General features: G+C 60.6%; 16 protein-coding genes. 1 reads left to right on the top strand and 15 read right to left on the bottom strand.

The features are described from left to right. Positions 1-47 precede the first annotated feature (47 nt). Positions 48-1,790, top strand: a complete 1,743-nt coding sequence (locus tag ACYSTU_RS19235) for an ABC transporter substrate-binding protein (protein ID WP_016775286.1) — start codon at positions 48-50, stop codon at positions 1,788-1,790. Positions 1,791-2,042: 252 nt separating this feature from the next. On the opposite strand, the gene nuoN is transcribed toward ACYSTU_RS19235, so the two are convergent. The 15 genes from nuoN to ACYSTU_RS19160 form a co-directional block, all read right to left on the bottom strand. Next, positions 2,043-3,506, bottom strand: a complete 1,464-nt coding sequence (gene nuoN / locus ACYSTU_RS19230) for an NADH-quinone oxidoreductase subunit NuoN (RefSeq protein WP_024013420.1) — start codon at positions 3,504-3,506, stop codon at positions 2,043-2,045. A gap of 7 nt (positions 3,507-3,513) precedes the next feature. Then, complete coding sequence (gene nuoM / locus ACYSTU_RS19225) at positions 3,514-5,046, bottom strand: NADH-quinone oxidoreductase subunit M (protein ID WP_123442121.1); 1,533 nt, start codon at positions 5,044-5,046, stop codon at positions 3,514-3,516. Positions 5,047-5,085: 39 nt separating this feature from the next. Further along, positions 5,086-6,939 (bottom strand): NADH-quinone oxidoreductase subunit L, encoded by a 1,854-nt coding sequence (gene nuoL, locus ACYSTU_RS19220; RefSeq protein ID WP_024013419.1) that lies wholly within the window; start codon positions 6,937-6,939, stop codon positions 5,086-5,088. Continuing rightward, positions 6,936-7,244 carry an NADH-quinone oxidoreductase subunit NuoK gene (gene nuoK / locus ACYSTU_RS19215; protein WP_003180046.1) on the bottom strand — a complete coding sequence of 103 codons (309 nt, stop codon included), beginning with the start codon at positions 7,242-7,244 and terminating at the stop codon, positions 6,936-6,938. The genes nuoL and nuoK overlap by 4 nt, the downstream gene beginning before the upstream one ends. Positions 7,245-7,247: 3 nt before the next feature. Next, the gene (nuoJ, locus tag ACYSTU_RS19210) at positions 7,248-7,748 is read right to left on the bottom strand and encodes an NADH-quinone oxidoreductase subunit J (protein ID WP_007951462.1); all 501 of its coding nucleotides are present in this window, start codon (positions 7,746-7,748) and stop codon (positions 7,248-7,250) included. 9 nt (positions 7,749-7,757) lie between these two features. Next, positions 7,758-8,306, bottom strand: coding sequence for an NADH-quinone oxidoreductase subunit NuoI (nuoI, locus tag ACYSTU_RS19205; RefSeq protein WP_016775283.1), 549 nt, complete (start codon positions 8,304-8,306; stop codon positions 7,758-7,760). A gap of 11 nt (positions 8,307-8,317) precedes the next feature. Next, positions 8,318-9,325 carry an NADH-quinone oxidoreductase subunit NuoH gene (nuoH, locus tag ACYSTU_RS19200; RefSeq protein ID WP_016775282.1) on the bottom strand — a complete coding sequence of 336 codons (1,008 nt, stop codon included), beginning with the start codon at positions 9,323-9,325 and terminating at the stop codon, positions 8,318-8,320. Continuing rightward, a complete protein-coding gene (nuoG, locus tag ACYSTU_RS19195; protein ID WP_137214782.1) occupies positions 9,322-12,036 on the bottom strand; it encodes an NADH-quinone oxidoreductase subunit NuoG in 2,715 nt (904 codons plus the stop codon). Before nuoG ends, nuoH begins: the two co-directional genes overlap by 4 nt. A gap of 136 nt (positions 12,037-12,172) precedes the next feature. Beyond that, the gene (nuoF, locus tag ACYSTU_RS19190) at positions 12,173-13,528 is read right to left on the bottom strand and encodes an NADH-quinone oxidoreductase subunit NuoF (protein ID WP_024013417.1); all 1,356 of its coding nucleotides are present in this window, start codon (positions 13,526-13,528) and stop codon (positions 12,173-12,175) included. After that, positions 13,525-14,022: an NADH-quinone oxidoreductase subunit NuoE gene (gene nuoE / locus ACYSTU_RS19185; protein ID WP_003223804.1), complete on the bottom strand. Its 498-nt coding sequence runs from the start codon at positions 14,020-14,022 to the stop codon at positions 13,525-13,527. The genes nuoF and nuoE overlap by 4 nt, the downstream gene beginning before the upstream one ends. Before the next feature lie 2 nt (positions 14,023-14,024). Beyond that, entirely contained in the window at positions 14,025-15,809 is a 1,785-nt protein-coding gene (gene nuoC, locus ACYSTU_RS19180; protein ID WP_016775279.1) for an NADH-quinone oxidoreductase subunit C/D, read from the bottom strand. Positions 15,810-15,878: 69 nt separating this feature from the next. Next, positions 15,879-16,553: a NuoB/complex I 20 kDa subunit family protein gene (locus ACYSTU_RS19175; protein WP_016775278.1), complete on the bottom strand. Its 675-nt coding sequence runs from the start codon at positions 16,551-16,553 to the stop codon at positions 15,879-15,881. 10 nt (positions 16,554-16,563) lie between these two features. After that, a complete protein-coding gene (locus tag ACYSTU_RS19170) occupies positions 16,564-16,977 on the bottom strand; it encodes an NADH-quinone oxidoreductase subunit A (protein ID WP_003223812.1) in 414 nt (137 codons plus the stop codon). A 647-nt stretch (positions 16,978-17,624) separates the two neighbouring features. Further along, on the bottom strand, positions 17,625-18,950 hold the full coding sequence (gene aceA / locus ACYSTU_RS19165) for an isocitrate lyase (protein WP_016775277.1): 1,326 nt from the start codon (positions 18,948-18,950) through the stop codon (positions 17,625-17,627). Between the two features lie 475 nt (positions 18,951-19,425). Further along, entirely contained in the window at positions 19,426-20,184 is a 759-nt protein-coding gene (locus ACYSTU_RS19160) for a secretin N-terminal domain-containing protein (protein ID WP_499000949.1), read from the bottom strand. Between the last annotated feature and the right edge of the window lie 151 nt (positions 20,185-20,335).

Raw genomic sequence — 20,335 nt, 5'->3', positions numbered from 1 at the left:
TCGAATCGTTCGGCAACGCGGCTCCACAACTTAAACAGGAGGTCTCTATGTTCGATAAAAACAATAAGCTGCGACATAGCATTTCATTGGCAGCCATGCTGGCACTCAGCGGTCTGAGCGCATCTGCCTGGGCCGACGCCTACGAAGATGCTGCAAAAAAATGGATCGGCAGCGAGTTCAAGCCCTCGACCCTGACGGCCGAACAGCAGCTTGAAGAACTGAAGTGGTTCATCAAGGCCGCCGAGCCGTTTCGCGGCATGGACATCAAGGTGGTTTCGGAAACCCTGACCACCCACGAATACGAGTCCAAGGTGCTGGCCAAGGCCTTCAGCGAAATCACCGGGATCAAACTCACCCACGACCTGCTGCAGGAAGGCGACGTGGTCGAGAAAATGCAGACGGTGATGCAGTCGGACAAGAACATCTATGACGGCTGGGTCAATGACTCCGACCTCATCGGCACGCACTTTCGCTACGGCAAGACCGAATCGATCACCGACCTGATGGCCAACGAAGGCAAGAACTTCACCTCGCCAACCCTCGACATCAAGGACTTCATCGGCATCTCTTTCACCACCGCGCCGGACGGCAAGATCTATCAACTGCCCGACCAGCAATTCGCCAACCTGTACTGGTTCCGTGCCGACTGGTTCGAGCGCGCCGACCTGAAAGCCAAGTTCAAGGAGAAGTACGGTTACGAATTAGGCGTGCCAGTGAACTGGTCGGCCTATGAAGACATCGCCAAATTCTTCAGCGAAGACGTCAAGGAAATCGACGGCAAACGCGTCTACGGCCACATGGATTACGGCAAGAAAGACCCGTCGCTGGGCTGGCGTTTCACCGATGCCTGGTTCTCCATGGCCGGTGGCGGCGACAAGGGACTGCCCAACGGCTTGCCGGTGGACGAGTGGGGCATCCGCGTCGAGGACTGCCACCCGGTCGGTTCAAGCGTGACCCGTGGCGGCGACACCAACGGCCCGGCAGCCGTGTTTGCCACCACCAAATACGTCGACTGGCTGAAGAAATACGCGCCACCGGAAGCGGCCGGCATGACTTTCTCCGAGTCCGGCCCGGTGCCATCGCAGGGCAACATCGCCCAGCAGATCTTTTGGTACACCGCGTTCACCGCCGACATGACCAAACCCGGCCTACCGGTGGTCAACGCCGACGGCACACCGAAATGGCGCATGGCGCCGTCGCCTAAAGGCCCGTATTGGGAAGAGGGCATGAAGCTTGGCTATCAGGATGTGGGGTCGTGGACATTCATGAAATCCACGCCTGAGAAACAGAAACTCGCGGCGTGGCTGTACGCGCAGTTCGTGACCTCGAAAACTGTTTCGCTGAAGAAAACCATCGTCGGTCTGACACCTATTCGCGAGTCGGACATCAACTCGCAGGCCATGACCGATCTGGCGCCGAAACTTGGCGGGCTGGTCGAGTTCTATCGCAGCCCGGCCCGCGTGCAATGGTCGCCGACCGGTACCAACGTGCCGGACTATCCACGTCTCGCTCAGCTGTGGTGGAGCCATATCGCCGAAGCCGCCAGCGGCGAGAAAACACCGCAACAAGCGCTCGATGGCCTGGCCAAGGATCAGGACCGCATCATGGAACGCCTCGAGCGCTCCAAGGCCCAGGCCACTTGCGCGCCGAAAATGAACCCGGAACGCGATGCGCAATACTGGTTCGATCAACCGGGCGCACCGAAGCCGAAACTGGCCAACGAGAAGCCGAAGGGTGAAACCGTGAGCTATAGCGAACTGCTGAAATCCTGGGCGGATGCGCGCAAGTGATGTTGGAAATGTAAGAAGCGAACGGCACCGGAAGGTGCCGTTTTTTTTGCTGCCGGATCTGCCGCTTTCGCGAGCAGGCTCACTCCTGCTGGGTGTGCGATGCACCCGGATGCTATGAGCGACACACACACCTGTGGGAGCGGGCTTGCCCGCGATGACGCTTGCACAAACGCCGGCGATATCGACTTCTGCTACAAACAAAAAACGGCACCCGAAGGTGCCGTTTCCATTCCAGCCAGATCAGCCGAGCAATCAGCCCGCCAGACCCGCCTGCTGTACCAGCACCAGCAATGGCTGCGGGTACACGCCCAGGAAGAATGCGACCAGGGCGATGGCCAGCAGCATCACGCCGCCTGCCTTCTGTTCCCAGTGCAGCTGGGCGTCGTGACGACGCAGGTTAGGCTCGATCAGGTACAGGGTGACCATCACGCGCAGGTAGTAGAAGACGCCGATGGCGCTGCCCAGTACCAGTGCGCCGACCAGCCACCACTGACGCGTTTCGACGCCGCTGGCGATGATGTAGAACTTGCCGATGAAGCCGGCGGTCAGCGGGATGCCGGCCAGGGACAGCATCATCACGGTCAGCACGGCGGTCAGGTACGGACGGCGCCAGAACAGGCCTCGGTACTCGTACAGCGCGTCAGCGTCGCGGCCGTTGTACGGCGACGACATCAGGGTGATCACGCCGAACGCGCCGAGGCTGGTGATGACATAAGTCACCAGATAGACGCCGATGGCTTCCACCGCCAGACCCTTGCTCGCCACCAGCGCGATCAGCAGATAGCCGAAGTGCGCAATCGACGAGTAACCGAGCAGACGCTTGAGGTTGCTCTGGGTCAGGGCCAGCAGGTTACCGAACAGGATCGAGGCGACCGCGATCACGCTCAGCACGTCGCTCAGCACACCACTGCTGGCGGCAGGGGAGAGCTGGAACAGACGCACCATCACCGCAAACACTGCGACCTTCGAAGCGGTAGCGAGGAACGCCGCCACCGGTGCCGGAGCACCTTCGTAAACGTCTGGCGTCCACAGGTGAAACGGTACCAGCGACAGCTTGAACGCCAGACCGATCAGCATCATGCCCAGGCCCAGTTGCGCCAGCGGGCTTGGCAGGCCGGTCGCGGCCAGGGCCTGACCGATGCCGACGAAGCTCAGCGAACCGGCGTCGGCGTAGAGCAGCGCCATACCGAACAGCAGGAACGCGGAACCGGCGGCCGACAACACCATGTACTTGATGCCGGCTTCCAGCGAACGCTTGTTGAAGAAGGCGTAAGCCACCAGACCGTAGACCGGTACCGAGAGCAGTTCCAGACCGATGAACAACCCGGCCAGGTGCTGCGCGCTGACCAACACCAGACCACCGGCGGCGGCCATCAGGATCAGCAGGTACAGTTCTTCGCGATTGCCCGGGTAGCCCGAACCGCCATCACCCAAATAGGCGTGGGCGAGGGTGACGCAGGCGAGGGTGGCGACCAGGATCATCGCCATGTACAGGCAGGCAAACGCGTCGATCTGCAGCAACGGGGTCACGGCCAGAGGCGCGACTTTCAACGCAGGCAGGATCGACAGCAGGGCCAGGTTCAGACCCGCCACCGAAATCAGGAAGGTCTGCGAGTGGTTGCGGCGCCAGGCGATTGCCAGCATCACCACGATAATGGTGAGGCTGGTGATCAACAGTGGCGCAAGCGCAATAAAGTGTTGAATCGTGAATTCCATAGCGCTCTTACCGGGCCGAAGCGAGTTGAGAGAAGGCGGTGCCGAGCCACTGCTGCACGCCATGCATGGTGGCGGCAGAGGTGTCGAGGAACGGTTGCGGGTAGACGCCGAGGTAAATCAGCAATACCGCCAGACCGAGCACCATGATCAGTTCGCGCGCATCCATGCCGTGCAGCACCGCGTCGGATTTCGACGGGCCGAAGTAGGCACGGTGGATCATGATCAGCGAGTAGACCGAACCGAACACCAGACCGGACGTGGCAATCGCCGTGACCCATGGAGCGCTGGCGAAGGAGCCGATCAGGATCAGGAATTCGCCGACAAAGTTACCGGTGCCCGGCAAGCCCAGCGACGCCGCAGCGAAGAACAGGCTGATCGCCGGCAGGTAAGCGATACGCGACCACAGACCGCCCATCTCACGCATGTCACGAGTGTGCAGACGCTCGTACAACTGACCGCTGAGGATAAACAGCGCCGCTGCCGACAGACCGTGCGCCAGCATCTGGATCACTGCACCTTGCAGCGCCAGTTGGCTGCCGGAGTAGATGCCGATCAACACGAAGCCCATGTGGGAAACGGAAGAGAAGGCAATCAGACGCTTGATGTCGGTTTGTGCGAACGCGAGGAACGCGCCGTAGAAGATCCCGATCAGACCGAGGCTCATGGCGATCGGCGCGAACTCCGCCGAAGCGTTCGGGAACAGCGGCAGGGCGAAACGCAGCAGACCGTAGGCCGCAGTTTTCAGCAGGATACCGGCGAGGTCGACGGAACCGGCAGTCGGTGCCTGGGCGTGAGCGTCAGGCAGCCAGGAGTGGAACGGTACGACGGGCAGCTTGACCGCGAAAGCGATGAAGAAGCCGAGCATCAGAATGTACTCGGTGGTCATCGACATCTTGGTTTTCAACAGGTCGGCGTAGTTGAAGGTGATCACGCCGGTATTGTTGAAGTTGACCAGCACCAGACCGAGGATCGCCACCAGCATGATCAGGCCGGACGCCTGAGTGAAGATGAAGAACTTGGTCGCCGCGTAGATCCGGGTTTTCTTGCCGTCCGAAGAACTGTGACCCCAGAGCGCGATGAGGAAGTACATCGGCACCAGCATCATTTCCCAGAAGAAGAAGAACATGAACAGGTCGAGGGCGAGGAACACGCCGACCACACCGCCCAGGATCCACATCAGGTTGAGGTGGAAGAAGCCAACGTGACGTTGAATCTCTTTCCACGAGCAGAGTACCGAGAGGATACCCAGCAGACCGGTCAGCAGGATCATCAACAGCGACAGGCCGTCGAGGGCCAGGTGCACGTTGATGCCGAAACGCTGGATCCAGACATGCTTGAACTCAAGCGCCCAGGTCGGATCGGCGCCCGGCGCCGGTGCGAATGAATAGTCACCGTGGGCCCACAGCCAGAGGCCGAGCGCGAGTTCCAGGGTCATGGTCAACAGCGCAATCCAGCGCGGGAGGGTAGCGCCGAAGCGCTCACCCATCCAGCACAGCAGGCCGCCGATGAAGGGGATCAGGATTAGCCAAGGCAGAATCATGACGGGCTCGTTTCCTTTCGCAAATTCGCAAGGTTCATATCAGACCGCTACCAGCACGATGGCGCCGATCACCAGCACGGCACCAGCAGCCATCGAGGCGGCGTACCAACGCAGTTGACCGGTCTCGGTGCGGCTCAGGGCAGTGTGACCACCCTTGGCCATACGCGGGATCAGACCGATGGTCTGGTCGAGCGGGTCTTTGCGCAGTACATGGCTGATCGCAAGGTACGGCTTGACGAACAGTTTGTCGTAGATCCAGTCGAAGCCCCAGGCAGCGAACCACCAGGCCGAAAGGAAACGGCCGATGCCGCTGTTGGCGATTGCCGTGACGAAGCGACGCTTGCCGAGGAACAGCAGCGCTGCCAGCAGGATACCGGCCAGGGCGATGGCGCCCGAGGCGATTTCCAGACTGTGCTTGGCTTCGCCACCGGCATGGCCAACGCTTTGCGGCAGTACGCCGTGCAGCGGCGGCACGATCATCGCGCCGACGAAAGTCGATAGCACGATCAGTACCGACAGAGGCAGCCAGTGGGCAATGCCGTGGCCGGCGTGGGCTTCGGTCTTGGCTTCACCGTGGAACGCGATGAAGATCAGGCGGAAGGTGTACAGCGACGTCATGAACGCACCGACCAGACCTGCGTAAAGCAGACCCTGGTTGCCGCTGGCAAACGCTTCCCAGAGGATTTCGTCCTTGGAGTAGAAGCCTGCGGTAACCAGTGGCAGAGCGGCCAGCGCGGCACCACCGACGATGAAGCTGGCGTAGGCCAGTGGCAATTTCTTCCACAGACCGCCCATCTTGAAGATGTTCTGCTCGTGGTGGCAGGCAACAATCACCGCACCGGACGCAAGGAACAGCAGGGCCTTGAAGAAGGCGTGGGTCATCAGGTGGAAGATCGCGCCTTCCCAGGCGCCAACGCCCAGCGCCAGGAACATGTAGCCGATCTGGCTCATGGTCGAGTAGGCGAGGATACGTTTGATGTCGGTCTGCACCAGCGCGGCGAAACCGGCCAGTACCAGGGTCACGCCACCGACGATGCCGACGAGGTGCAGGATGTCCGGCGCCAGCGCAAACAGACCGTGGGTACGGGCGATCAGGTAGACACCGGCGGTGACCATGGTTGCGGCGTGGATCAGTGCCGAAACCGGGGTTGGGCCGGCCATCGCATCCGCGAGCCAGGTTTGCAGTGGCAGTTGCGCCGATTTACCGACAGCACCGCCGAGCAGCATCAGGGTTGCCAGAACGATCCAGAAGTCGCCGACCTTGAAGTGTTCCGGCGCACGTACCAGCAGTTCCTGGACGTTCAGCGTGCCCAGTTGCTGGAACAGGATGAACAGGCCGATGGCCATGAACACGTCGCCGATGCGGGTGACGATGAACGCCTTGAGTGCCGCGTTACCGTTGTTGCGGTTGCTGTAGTAGAAACCGATCAACAGGTACGAGCACAGGCCCACGCCTTCCCAGCCGAAGTAGATGAACAGCAGGTTATCGCCGAGGATCAGGAACAGCATGCTGGCGATGAACAGGTTGGTGTACGAGAAGAAGCGCGAGTAACCGTCTTCGCCACGCATGTACCAGGACGCGAACAGGTGGATCAGGAAGCCGACGCCGACGACCACACCTAGCATGGTCACCGACAGGCCATCCAGGTACAGCGCGAAGTTCGGCTGGAAACCTTCCACCGACATCCAGCGCCACAGCACCTGGGTGTACACGCCACCCTCCGGCGGTGCGACGTTGAATTGCCAGATCACGTAAGCGGTGACGATGGCCGACAGGCCGATCGAACCGACACCGATCAGCGCCGAGAGGTTTTCCGAGAAGCGGCCGCGCGAGAACGACAGCAACAGGAACCCGATCAGGGGGAATACGAAAGTCAGAAAGAGTAGGTTCATCCGCGCATCTCACTGGCAGCGTCGATATCGAGCGTGTGGAAGCGGCGATACAGTTGCAGCAGGATCGCCAGGCCAATACTGGCCTCGGCTGCGGCAAGGCTGATCACCAGGATGAACATGATCTGTCCATCCGGCTGCGCCCAGCGGGCGCCCGCGACGATGAAGGCCAGGGCAGAGGCGTTCATCATCACTTCCAGACTCATCAACACGAACAAAATGTTGCGGCGGACCATCAGGCCGACCAGACCAAGGCAGAACAGGATGCCGGCAACGGCTAAACCATGTTCGAGAGGGATAGCAGGCATGTCTTACTCCTTCGCCTCGTTACGGCCCAAATGGAACGCCGTGACGGCTGCGGCGAGCAGCAGCATCGAGGCGAGTTCGACCACCAGCAGATACGGGCCGAACAGGCTGATGCCCACGGCTTTCGCATCTACGGTGGTGTGGCCGATGGCCTGGCCGCTCTGGTGAGCGAACAGCACATACAGCAGTTCGGCCAGCAGCAGCGCGGCAAGAATCACCGGTCCTGCCCAGATGCCGGGCTTGAGCCAGGTGCGTTCCTGCTGCACCGAGGCGGGACCGAGGTTGAGCATCATCACCACGAACACGAACAGCACCATGATGGCGCCGGCGTAGGCGATCACTTCCAGCACACCGGCGAACGGCGCGCCGAGGGCGAAGAAGGTCATGGCCACGGCGATCAACGAGATGATCAGGTAGAGCAGGGCGTGCACGGGGTTGGTGTTGGTGACCACACGCAGCGTGGACACCACAGCAATACCCGATGCGAAATAGAAAGCGAATTCCATCGTTCTTCCTTAAGGCAGCAAGCTCTTCACGTTGATCGGTTCGGCTTCGTTCTGCGCAGCGCCTTTCGGCTTGCCAGCGATTGCCATACCTGCAACACGATAGAAGTTGTAATCAGGGTTTTTGCCGGGGCCGGAGATCAAAAGATCTTCTTTCTCGTACACCAGGTCCTGACGTTTGAACTCGGCCATCTCGAAATCCGGGGTCAGCTGGATCGCGGTGGTCGGGCAGGCTTCCTCGCAGAGACCGCAGAAAATGCAGCGCGAGAAGTTGATCCGGAAGAAGTCCGGGTACCAGCGACCGTCTTCGGTTTCAGCTTTCTGCAGCGAGATGCAACCCACCGGGCAGGCCACGGCGCACAGGTTGCAGGCTACGCAGCGTTCTTCGCCATCGGGGTCGCGGGTCAGGACGATGCGGCCACGGTAACGCGGCGGCAGGTAGACCTGCTCCTCGGGGTATTGCAGGGTGTCGCGCTTGCGAAAGCCATGGCCGAAGACCATGACCAGGCTGCGCAACTGGGTACCGGTACCCTTAACGATGTCGCCAATATATTTGAACATGGGTCAAATCCTCACTGAACCGCAACCGCAGGCGTGTTCATCAACACAACCGCAGCGGTCACCAGCAAATTGATCAGGGTCAGTGGCAGGCAGAATTTCCAGCTGAAATCCATCACCTGGTCATAACGCGGACGCGGGATGGAAGCGCGCAGCAGGATGAACAGCATGATGAAGAACGCGGTCTTCAGTGCGAACCAGACGAAGGACAGTTGCGGCAGGATGCCGAACGGACCGTGCCAGCCACCGAAGAACAGGGTGACCAGCAGCGCCGAGATCAGGATGATGCCGATGTATTCACCGACGAAGAACATGCCCCATTTCATACCGGCGTATTCAATGTGGTAACCGTCGGCCAGTTCCTGTTCCGCTTCCGGCTGGTCGAACGGGTGACGGTGAGTCACGGCGACGCCAGCGATGAAGAAGGTACAGAAGCCGAAGAACTGCGGAATGATGAACCACAGGTTCTGCGCCTGGTACTCGACGATGTCGCGCATGTTGAACGAGCCGACCTGGACCACGATGCCCATCAGGGCCAGGCCCATGAACACTTCGTAGGACACGGTCTGCGCCGAGGCACGCAAGCTGCCGAGCAGGGCGAACTTGTTGTTGCTCGACCAGCCGGCGAACAGCACCGCATACACCGACAGACCGGCCATGGCGAAGAAGAACAGCAGGCCGATGTTCAGATCCGCCACGCCCCAGGTCGGGGTGATCGGGATGATCGCGAAGGCGATCAGCAGGGCGGACATGGCCACCACCGGCGCCAGGGTGAAGATCACCTTGTCGGCGAACGGCGGGGTCCAGTCTTCCTTGAAGAACATCTTCAGCATGTCGGCGGCGATCTGGAACATGCCGAACGGGCCAACGCGGTTCGGACCGTAACGGTCCTGCCACCAGCCCAGCAGGCGACGTTCGACAAAGCTGAGCAAGGCGCCTGCGACCACCACGGCCAGCAGGATCACGATGGCTTTGATGACCGTCAGGATCACATCGATCACTTCAGGGGTGAACCAGGTCATTGCGCTGCCTCCTGCAGACCGTCGACGGACACGCCGGCGAATGCCGGTGGAATGCCGGCGATGCCCGCAGGCAATGCCACCAGACCGGCGCCCAGTTCTTCATTGATGCGCAGCGGCAGACGCAATGTCTGACCGGCCACGTTCAGGCTCAGCAGGGCACCGTCGTTGACGCCGAGGCGATCCGCTTCGGATTTCGCCAGCGCGACGTAAGGTGCCGGGATGCGTTCCTGTACCGGGGCGGCTTTCGAAGAGTTTTCTTCGCTGCCGAACAGGTGGAAGAACGGCACGGCTTGCCAGGTACCCGGCGCCGGGTTGAACGCACGCGGCGCAGCAGCGAACCAGTTCAGCGAATCACCGGTGCTTTCGATCAGGCGGGTGCCCGGGTCGCCAGCACGCAGATGACCACCGACTTCGTCCTGGAACTTGTTCCACGCTTGTGGCGAGTTCCAGCCCGGCGACCATGCGAATGGCACCTGCTGACGCGGTTCGGCGGAGCCCGAGTAACCTTCCATGGAGAAGGCGAACGCGGTGTCCTGGTCTTGCGGGGTGCGCGGTTCGTGAACGCTGATGTCGGCGCGCATGGCGGTGCGACCGGAATAACGCAGCGGCTCACGGGCCAGTTTCAGACCCTTGATGCGGAACGCCGCCGACGGTGCTGCATCGACGATGCGCGCCAGTTGCGCGGTGCTCGAAGCAACGGCAGCGGTGACGTGGTCGAGTTGCGTCCAGTCGATCGGCTGGTTCAGCAGGGTCGCGCGCAGGGCGTGCAGCCAGCGCCAGCCTTCGTGCACCAGAATGCTCGCGTCCATGTATTGCGGATCGAAAACCTGGAAGAAGCGCTGGGCGCGGCCTTCCTGGCTGACCAGCGTACCGTCGCCCTCTGCGAAGCTTGCCGCTGGCAGTACCAGGTGCGCGCGATCGGTGGTGGCGGTTTTCTGATGGTCAGCGACGATCACCACTTTAGCGGCGTTCAGTGCAGCATCGACCTTGGCGTTGGCAGTGCGGGTGTACAGATCGTTTTCCAGCACGACGATCGCGTCGGCCTTGCCATCGATGACCGCTTGCAGCGCGGCGTCGACCGATTCGCCACCGAGCATGGCCAGACCAAGGCTGTTGGCCTCCGGCACGATCAGGCTGATCGAACCGTTCTTCTCGCGCAGCTTCAGGGCTTTGGCGATGTTCGCGGCAGCTTCGATCAAGGCTTTGGAGCCCAGCGAAGTACCGGCGATGATCAGCGGACGCTTGGCGGCGAGCAGGGCATCGGCGATGCGCTGCGCCAGTTCCAGGGCTTCGGTGTCCAGACCTTCAACGGCCGGGGCACTGGCGTCCAGCGCGTGAGCCACGGCGAAACCGATGCGCGCCAGATCATCCGGAGCTGCGTGTACGCATTCTTCAGCGACGTCGTCGAGCTTGGTTTCGGCGAGGCTGGCGATGAACAGCGGGTTCAGCGCGTGCTGGCCGATGTTCTTCACTGCCGCGTCGAGCCAAGGCTGGACGCGCATGGCTTCAGCCATGTCTTCAGCCTTGCCCTTGACCGACTGACGCAGAGCCAGCGCCATGCGCGCGGCGGTCTGGGTCAGGTCTTCGCCGAGGACGAAAATCGCGTCGTGGTCTTCGATGTCGCGCATGTTCGGCACTGGCAGCGGGCTGTCGTTCAGCACCTGCAGGACCAGACGGATGCGCTCCAGCTCGGAGGCTTCGATACCCGAATAGAAGTGCTCGGCACCAACCAGTTCGCGCAACGCGTAGTTGCTTTCGAGGCTGGCACGCGGCGAACCGATGCCGACGATGTTGCGTCCGCGCAGCAGGTCAGCGGCTTTGTCCAGCGCAGCGTCGAGGCCGAGCTTGGTGCCATCGGCCAGCAGCGGCTGACGTGGGCGGTCGGTGCGGTTGACGTAGCCATAACCGAAACGGCCACGGTCGCAGAGGAAGTACTGGTTCACCGAACCGTTGAAACGGTTTTCGATGCGACGCAGTTCACCGTAACGCTCGCCCGGGGAGATGTTGCAACCGCTCGAGCAGCCGTGGCAGATGCTTGGTGCGAACTGCATGTCCCACTTGCGGTTGTAGCGCTCGGAGTGAGTCTTGTCGGTGAACACACCGGTCGGGCAGACCTCGGTGAGGTTGCCGGAGAACTCGCTTTCGAGGGTGCCGTCTTCAACGCGACCGAAGTACACGTTGTCGTGGGCGCCAAACACACCGAGGTCGGTGCCGCCGGCGTAGTCCTTGTAGAAACGCACGCAGCGGTAGCAAGCGATGCAGCGGTTCATTTCGTGGGAAATGAACGGGCCCAGTTGCTGGTTCTGATGGGTGCGTTTGCTGAAGCGATAACGGCGCTCGTTGTGGCCGGTCATCACTGTCATGTCTTGCAAGTGGCAGTGACCGCCTTCCTCGCACACCGGGCAGTCGTGCGGGTGGTTGGTCATCAGCCATTCGACAACACTGGCGCGAAACGCCTTGGATTCTTCATCGTCGATGGAGATCCAGGTGTTGTCGGTGGCCGGGGTCATGCAGGACATGACGATGCGACCACGGGTGTCGTTCTCGTCGGTGTACTGCTTGACCGCGCACTGGCGGCAGGCCCCGACGCTACCAAGCGCGGGGTGCCAGCAGAAATATGGAATGTCGAGGCCCAGCGACAGACATGCCTGTAACAGGTTGTCTGCCCCGTCGACTTCGAGCGCTTTGCCGTCTACGTGGATAGTGGCCATGGTTCAAAGGTCTTCGTTGGCCCGGTGTCAGCGGGCGTGGCTAATGGAATCTTGTTATGCGTCCGAATCCAAACAGCCCCGAAGGGCGTCATCGGACGAAAGGCGAAGGGCACGGACCCTTCGCCTTTTTAAGCGTTTACGCGCCGACTACGATCGGCCTTGCCAGAGGCGGGACGGCGGCGCTGACAGGCGCGATACCGGCTTCGAACTCTGGACGGAAGTATTTGATGGCGCTGCCCAGCGGCTCCACGGCACCCGGTGCGTGAGCACAGAAGGTCTTGCCCGGGCCGAGGAAACCGACCAGACCCAGCAGGGTCTCGATGTCGCCCGGCTGGCCCTTGCCCTGTTCGATGGCCATCAGGAGCTTGACGCTCCATGGCAGACCATCGCGGCACGGGGTGCAGAAACCGCAGGATTCGCGAGCGAAGAACTGCTCCATGTTGCGCAGCAGCGAGACCATGTTGACGCTGTCATCCACCGCCATCGCCAGACCGGTACCCATCCTGGTGCCCACTTTTGCGATGCCGCCGGCATACATTTGTGCGTCGAGGTGCTCGGGCAGGAGGAAACCGGTGCCGGCGCCGCCTGGCTGCCAGGCCTTGAGCTTGAAGCCGTCGCGCATGCCGCCGGCGTAGTCTTCGAACAGTTCACGACCGGTGACGCCGAATGGCAGTTCCCACAGGCCCGGGTTCTTGACCTTGCCGGAGAAGCCCATGAGCTTGGTGCCCATGTCTTCGGAACCTTCGCGGGCCAACGATTTGTACCAGTCAACGCCGTCGGCAATGATCGCCGGCACGTTGCACAGGGTTTCGACGTTGTTCACGCAGGTCGGCTTGCCCCACACGCCCACGGCGGCAGGGAAGGGCGGCTTGGAGCGCGGGTTGGCGCGGCGGCCTTCGAGGGAGTTGATCAGTGCGGTTTCTTCACCGCAGATGTAACGCCCGGCGCCGGTGTGGACGAACAGCTCGAAATCGAAACCCGAACCGAGAATGTTCTTGCCCAGCAGGCCGGCCGCCTTGGCTTCTTCCACGGCACGGTTCAGGTGCTTGGCGGCGGTGGTGTATTCGCCGCGCAGGAAGATGTAGCCACGGTAGGTTTTCAGCGCACGGGCACTGATCAGCATGCCTTCGATCAGCAGATGGGGCAGTTGCTCCATCAGCATGCGGTCTTTCCAGGTGTTCGGCTCCATTTCATCCGCGTTGCACAGCAGGTAGCGGATGTTGATGGATTCGTCCTTGGGCATCAGCCCCCACTTCACGCCAGTGGGGAAGCCGGCACCGCCGCGACCCTTGAGGCCAGCGTCTTTGACGGTCTGGACGATAGCGTCCTGATCCATCTCGGCGAAGGCTTTGCGTGCAGCGGCGTAACCGTTCTTGGCCTGGTACTCGTCGAGCCACACGGCTTCGCCGTCATCGCGCAGACGCCAGGTCAGCGGGTGTGTCTCGGCCGAACGCTGGATGCGGTTGGCTGGACCAAAAGATGTCAGGGTCATACGTAGCCCTCGAGCAGTTTGGCCACGCCAGCAGGCTGCACGTCGCCAAAGGTGTCGTCGTCGATCATCAGCGCCGGTGCCTTGTCGCAGTTGCCGAGGCAGCAGACGGGCAGCAGGGTGAAACGACCGTCGGCGGTGGTCTGACCCAGGCCGATGCCCAGATTGTTCTGGATTTCGCTGACCACCGACTCGTGGCCGCCGATGTAGCAGACCATGCTGTCGCAGACGCGAATGATGTGGCGGCCGACCGGTTGACGGAAGATCTGGCTGTAGAACGTCGCCACGCCTTCAACGTCGCTGGCCGGGATGCCGAGGATCTCGCCGATCGCGTACAGGGCGCCATCCGGCACCCAGCCGCGTTCCTTCTGCACGATCTTCAGGGCCTCGATCGACGCCGCGCGCGGGTCTTCGTAGTGATGCAGCTCGTGCTCGATGGCCGAGCGCTCGGTTTCACTCAAGGTGAAACGGTCTGTCTGGATAAGCGTGCTGTTCATGCTTAGCGGTCCACGTCGGCCATAACGAAGTCGATACTACCCAGGTACGCAATCAAGTCCGCGACCATGCTGCCTTTGATCACCGAAGGGATCTGTTGCAGATGCGGGAAGCTTGGAGTACGGATCCGGGTACGGTAGCTCATGGTGCCGCCGTCGCTCGTCAGGTAATAACTGTTGATGCCCTTGGTCGCTTCGATCATCTGGAAGGATTCGTTGGCCGGCATGACCGGGCCCCACGAAACCTGCAGGAAGTGCGTGATCAGGGTTTCGATGTGCTGCAGCGTGCGCTCTTTCGGCGGCGGCGTGGTCAGCGGGTGATCCGCCTTGTACGGGCCTTCCGGCATGTTGCGCATGCACTGGTCGATGATCTTGATGCTCTGGCGCATCTCTTCGACGCGGACCATGCAGCGGTCGTAGGCATCGCCGTTGACGGCCAGCGGCACTTCGAATTCGAAGTTCTCGTAGCCCGAATACGGACGCGCTTTACGCAGGTCGAAATCGCAACCGGTAGAACGCAGGCCGGCACCGGTAACGCCCCATTCCAGGGCTTCTTTGGTGTTATAGGCGGCAACGCCGATGGTACGACCCTTGAGGATGCTGTTCTGCAGAGCGGCCTTGGTGTATTCGTCCAGACGCTTGGGCATCCACTCGACGAAATCCTTGACCAGTTTTTCCCAGCCGCGCGGCAGGTCGTGGGCAACGCCGCCGATGCGGTACCAGGCCGGGTGCAGACGGAAACCGGTAATCGCCTCGATCACCGTGTACGCCTTCTGGCGGTCGGTGAAGGTGAAGAACACCGGGGTCATGGCGCCGACGTCCTGGATATAGGTACCCAGGAACAGCAGGTGACTGGTGATCCGGAAGAACTCGGCCATCATGATGCGGATGACGTCGACTTTCTGCGGCACCTTGATGCCGGCCAGCTTCTCGACCGAGAGCACGTACGGCAGGTTGTTCATCACGCCGCCGAGGTAGTCGATGCGGTCGGTGTACGGAATGTAGCTGTGCCAGGACTGGCGCTCGCCCATCTTCTCGGCGCCACGGTGGTGGTAACCGATGTCCGGGACGCAGTCGACGATCTCTTCGCCGTCCAGCTGCAGGATGATGCGGAACGCACCGTGCGCCGAAGGGTGGTTCGGGCCGAGGTTGAGGAACATGTAGTCCTCGTTGGCACCGGAACGCTTCATGCCCCAGTCTTCCGGACGGAAACGCGCGGCTTCTTCCTCCAGCTGCTGCTTGGCGAGGTTGAGGCTGTATGGGTCGAATTCGGTGGCGCGCGCCGGGAAGTCCTTGCGCAGCGGGTGACCTTCCCAGGTCGGCGGCATCATGATGCGCGACAGGTGCGGGTGGCCTTTGAAGTCGATGCCGAACATGTCCCAGACTTCGCGCTCGTACCAGTTGGCGTTCGGCCAGATGCTGGTGACGGAAGGCATGCTGAGGTCGCCTTCGGACAAGGCCACCTTGATCATCACGTCACTATTACGCTCCAGCGACATGAGGTGATAGAACACGGTGAAATCGGCGCCGGTCGGCAGCCCTTGACGCTTGGTGCGCAGACGCTCGTCCACGCCGTGCAGGTCATAGAGCATGACGTACGGCTTGGGCAGGTTGCGCAGGAAAGTCAGGACTTCAACCAGTCTGGCACGGGCCACCCACAGCACCGGCATGCCGGTGCGGGTTGCCTGCGCGGTGAACGCTTCGGCGCCAAAACGGTTGTTCAGTTCGACGACCACATCCTGGTCGTCTGCCTTGTAAGGCGGGATGTACAGAGCACTGCCTGTAGTCATGGTTATTTTTTCGCTTTCGGTCAACGTAAAGAATGAAGCCAGCTTCTCGTTACTTGGAACAGAACTGGATCAGACTTCGTCAGGGCTGCGCAGATTGGTGACTGCGATTCGCTGTTCGCGGCGCTGTTCCTTCTGCGATGGCATGTCGGCGCGATACACGCCTTGATCACCAACGACCCAGGAAAGCGGACGACGCTCCTGTCCAATCGATTCCTGCAACAGCATCAAGCCTTGCAGAAATGCTTCCGGACGGGGCGGGCAGCCAGGTACGTAGACGTCCACGGGCAGGAACTTGTCCACCCCTTGAACCACGGAGTAGATGTCGTACATGCCGCCGGAGTTGGCACACGAACCCATGGAGATAACCCATTTAGGCTCGAGCATTTGCTCGTAGAGACGCTGAATGATCGGCGCCATCTTGATGAAGCAGGTACCGGCGATAACCATGAAGTCGGCCTGACGCGGCGAGGCCCGGATCACTTCGGCGCCAAAGCGCGCGATGTCGTGGGGCGCCGTGAAGGCGGTGGTCATTTCCACGTAGCAGCACGACAGGCCGAAGTTGTACGGCCACAGGGAGTTCTTACGTCCCCAGTTGACCGCGCCACTCAGCACGTCTTCCAGCTTGCCCATGAAAATGTTTTTGTGGACTTGATCTTCTAACGGATCGGCAACGGTTTCCCGCTGGCCAATCGGATACTGCTCGTTAGGAGCATCGGGGTCGATCCTGGTGAGATTGTATTGCATTGCCAAAGCCTCATTGTTTCAGCTTCGCCTGCCGCTTGCGACGAGCTTCCGGAGCCCAGTCAAGGGCGCCCACTCGGAACAGGTAGACAAGACCTGCCAACAGAATTGCTATGAAAACGAGAGCTTCGACGAATCCGGTCCAGCCGCTTTCGCGGACGGACACAGACCATGCAAAGAGAAAGAGGGCTTCGATATCGAAGATCACGAAGAGCATCGCGACCAGATAGAATTTGGCTGAGAGCCGCAAGCGGGCGCCACCGGTAGGTAGCATGCCCGACTCGAACGGTTCGTTTTTGCTGCGACCCCAGGCTTTTGACCCGAGGAGGCTGGAGACGCCAAGCATGAAGGCACACAGGCCGACGACACCCAGAAGGAAAATGGCAAAGCCCCAGTTGTGGGCCATGAGTCCTGTCGCTTCGGGCATGCTGGTAATCCTTAACAGAGAGCAAAGGTCTCTGAGCTTGATAAAGAAATAAGGCAGTGACGATATGTCGCAGCAATCAATCGGGCTGATTTTATGGCTAAACACCCGGCAAGTAAAATTCCAAAGGCGAAATTATTTACCGGATTAAGGACATAGCGCTTCCTGAAGGCGCTGCGGCCCATGCGTTGCGGGCATTAGCCGGGTTTCCATCAATTATGTTTTGTAGAGTTTGTAACGAACATAGTTGCGGCTAAATGATAATTGATATCGTTTGGCGTGGTTTTGTAACTGTTTAACGAGTGAGTGGCTGGGAAGTTGTCTTACTTGCGCGTTACTGCAAGTAGCGAAGCCTACCGTTTTAGCGGAAATTTCTGACGCTTGTAGCGCTTCAGATCAATGTTTCGTCTCGCGGCTGACGGTAACCCTGTGGGAGCGAGCCTGCTCGCGAAAGCGAAGGATCAGCCTCCAGATGTGCAAGCTGACTTATCGCCTTCGCGAGCAGGCTCGCTCCCACAGGGGATTTGTAGTGTCTTTGAGATTCCAACAGGCAAAAAAAACGCCCCGATCCAGTCGGGGCGTCAGTCTTGCGGCTCTGCGGTTAGCTTTTTATTCGATCCGCAAAGGCCGTTTGCTCAGGTGAGGCCGAATCAGTGGAACTGTTCTTCTTCGGTCGAACCGGTCAGCGCGGTCACCGAGGACGAGCCGCCCTGGATCACGGTGGTCATGTCGTCGAAGTAGCCAGTGCCCACTTCCTGCTGGTGCGCAACGAAGGTGTAGCCCTTGGCGGCGTCAGCGAATTCCTGCTCTTGCAGCTTCACGTAGGCAGTCATGTCGTTGCGGGCGTAGTCGTGCGCCAGGTTGAACATGCTGTGCCACATGTTGTGAATGCCGGCCAGGGTGATGAACTGGTGCTTGTAGCCCATGGCGGACAGTTCGCGCTGGAACTTGGCGATGGTCGCGTCGTCCAGGTTCTTCTTCCAGTTGAAGGAAGGCGAGCAGTTGTACGACAGCAGCTGGTCCGGGTATTCCTTCTTGATCGCTTCAGCGAAGCGACGGGCTTCTTCCAGATCCGGTTTGGCGGTTTCGCACCAGATCAGGTCGGCGTACGGTGCGTAAGCCAGGCCACGGGCGATCGCTTGATCCAGGCCGGCACGTACCTTGTAGAAACCTTCCTGAGTACGCTCGCCGGTCACGAATGGCTGATCGTACGGGTCGCAGTCGGAAGTCAGCAGGTCAGCCGCGTTGGCGTCGGTGCGGGCCAGAATGATGGTCGGCGTGCCGGCAACGTCAGCGGCCAGACGGGCAGCGGTCAGCTTCTGCACGGCTTCCTGGGTTGGCACCAGAACCTTGCCGCCCATGTGGCCGCATTTCTTCACCGAAGCCAGTTGGTCTTCGAAGTGAACGCCAGCGGCGCCGGCTTCGATCATGCTTTTCATCAGCTCGTAGGCGTTGAGTACACCGCCGAAACCGGCTTCAGCGTCCGCGACGATTGGTGCGAAGTAATCGATGTAGCCGTCGTCGCCCGGGTTTTTGCCGGCTTTCCACTGGATCTGGTCAGCACGACGGAACGAGTTGTTGATGCGCTTGACCACGGTCGGCACCGAGTCCACCGGGTACAGCGACTGGTCCGGGTACATCGATTCTGCGGAGTTGTTGTCCGCAGCCACCTGCCAGCCGGACAGGTAGATCGCCTGGATACCGGCCTTGACCTGCTGAACAGCCTGGCCGCCGGTCAGGGCGCCCATGCAGTTGACGAAATCTTTCTCTGGACGGAAGGACGGCTTGGCACCCTGGGTGACCAGGTTCCACAGCTTCTCGGCGCCCATCTTCGCGAAGGTGTGCTCTGGCTGAACCGAGCCACGCAGGCGGACCACGTCGGCAGCGGAGTAAGTGCGAGTCACGCCTTTCCAGCGCGGGTTCTCGGCCCAGTCTTTTTCGAGGGCTGCAATTTGCTGTTCGCGTGTCAGTGCCATGGAGATAAACCTCGTCGCGTCTTTTATGAAAAGTTGTTCTGCGGTGGAAAATTCCTGCGCTCGCTGACCAGAAGCTTAGGTGGTCAAGTCGGATTCGGCGGGGTAGGCGACGGGATGAACGATGGGCTCGAGGGGAAGTGAGCAGGTAGTGGCGGACTGCGGGGCGCATGCGGGCGTCGTGGGCCTTTATACGGACAACAGCGTGAAGCCGGGTTACCTAAATACGCTTCCGTCCCTCGGGACAACTTCGTTCCAGTCGGCAACCTCGTCAAACACACCTTGTGGGCGGTACAGACACGAAACGGCTCGCGGGGTAGGTGCGAGCGGCGCTTCGAAGGCCCTTGCCAGGGCCTCTGATTAGCGGGAGCGAGGCCATCATGCCTTCGCTTTTTTTTCGCGTCAAACGTTTTGTAGTGCTTTTTTTCAAGCACTACATCTTTCGTCTAATACGACTAATCAGTCAGTTTTCGGTGCTTTAGTCCAGCGTGTCGACTTTCACCCGCAAGGTCATGTCATCCCGGCCTTGAGTCGAGTAGCTGCGGGTCAGGCCCTGTTTATCGGCCTGAGTCTGGCTGTTGACGCCCGCCAGAGTGATCCACTCACCGAGGCGCCCGGTGACGGTTGTGTCGGTGCTTTGCACGTTCACTACATCGGGACGTTCCTGGCTCATGCGGTCACGGTTGGTACTGATCGCCAGATGAACGGTCTCGCCGGTGACGCTGGCGGTGACGTAGAAACCCTGGGTGACGTTGCGGTATTGGGTCTCGCTGCTGTAACCGCCGTAGGAATCGCTTTGGGTGTTGGTGATCGGCACGCTCTGGCCAACCTGAATCAGCGCCGGAGTGCCTTCGCTGGTCTGCACTTGCTGAACGCCGCCGTTGCGGCTGGTGCTGCGGCTGATGATCCGGGTCTGGTTCGGCTGGGCGCCGTTGACCGAATAACCTTCGTCGCCACGGCCATTGTTTTCGTTGGTGTCGACGGTGATCAGCAAGCGCTTCGGCGCGGTATCGAGTTGCGCCAGCAGATTTTTCAGTTCCTGTATCTTGCCCGGCTCGGCCTTGACGATCAGTTGGTTGCCGTAAGCGCTGACCTGGCCGTCCTGGCCGATGAAGTCCTGCGCCACCGGCAGCATGTCAGCGCTGGTGTGGTATTTGAGGGGGACGATTTCTGTGGCTGCCAGCACCGAAAAACTGCAGCCGAGCAGCAGGGTGGTGAGCAGGGTGCGTAGGGACATGTCCGTTATCTCCGCGTTCGAAAGGCTTGATATTGCCAGTTTGTCGGCCTGGGGTGGGGCAAGTTGAATCGTAGACAGCAAAACGCCCCGGCATCGGTGGATGGCGGGGCGTTTGGTGGTGTTCTTGCGGCCTTTTGTGGTGAGGGGATTT

Source organism: Pseudomonas glycinis (assembly GCF_054871425.1).
This window is presented reverse-complemented; position numbering and strand designations above follow the sequence as displayed.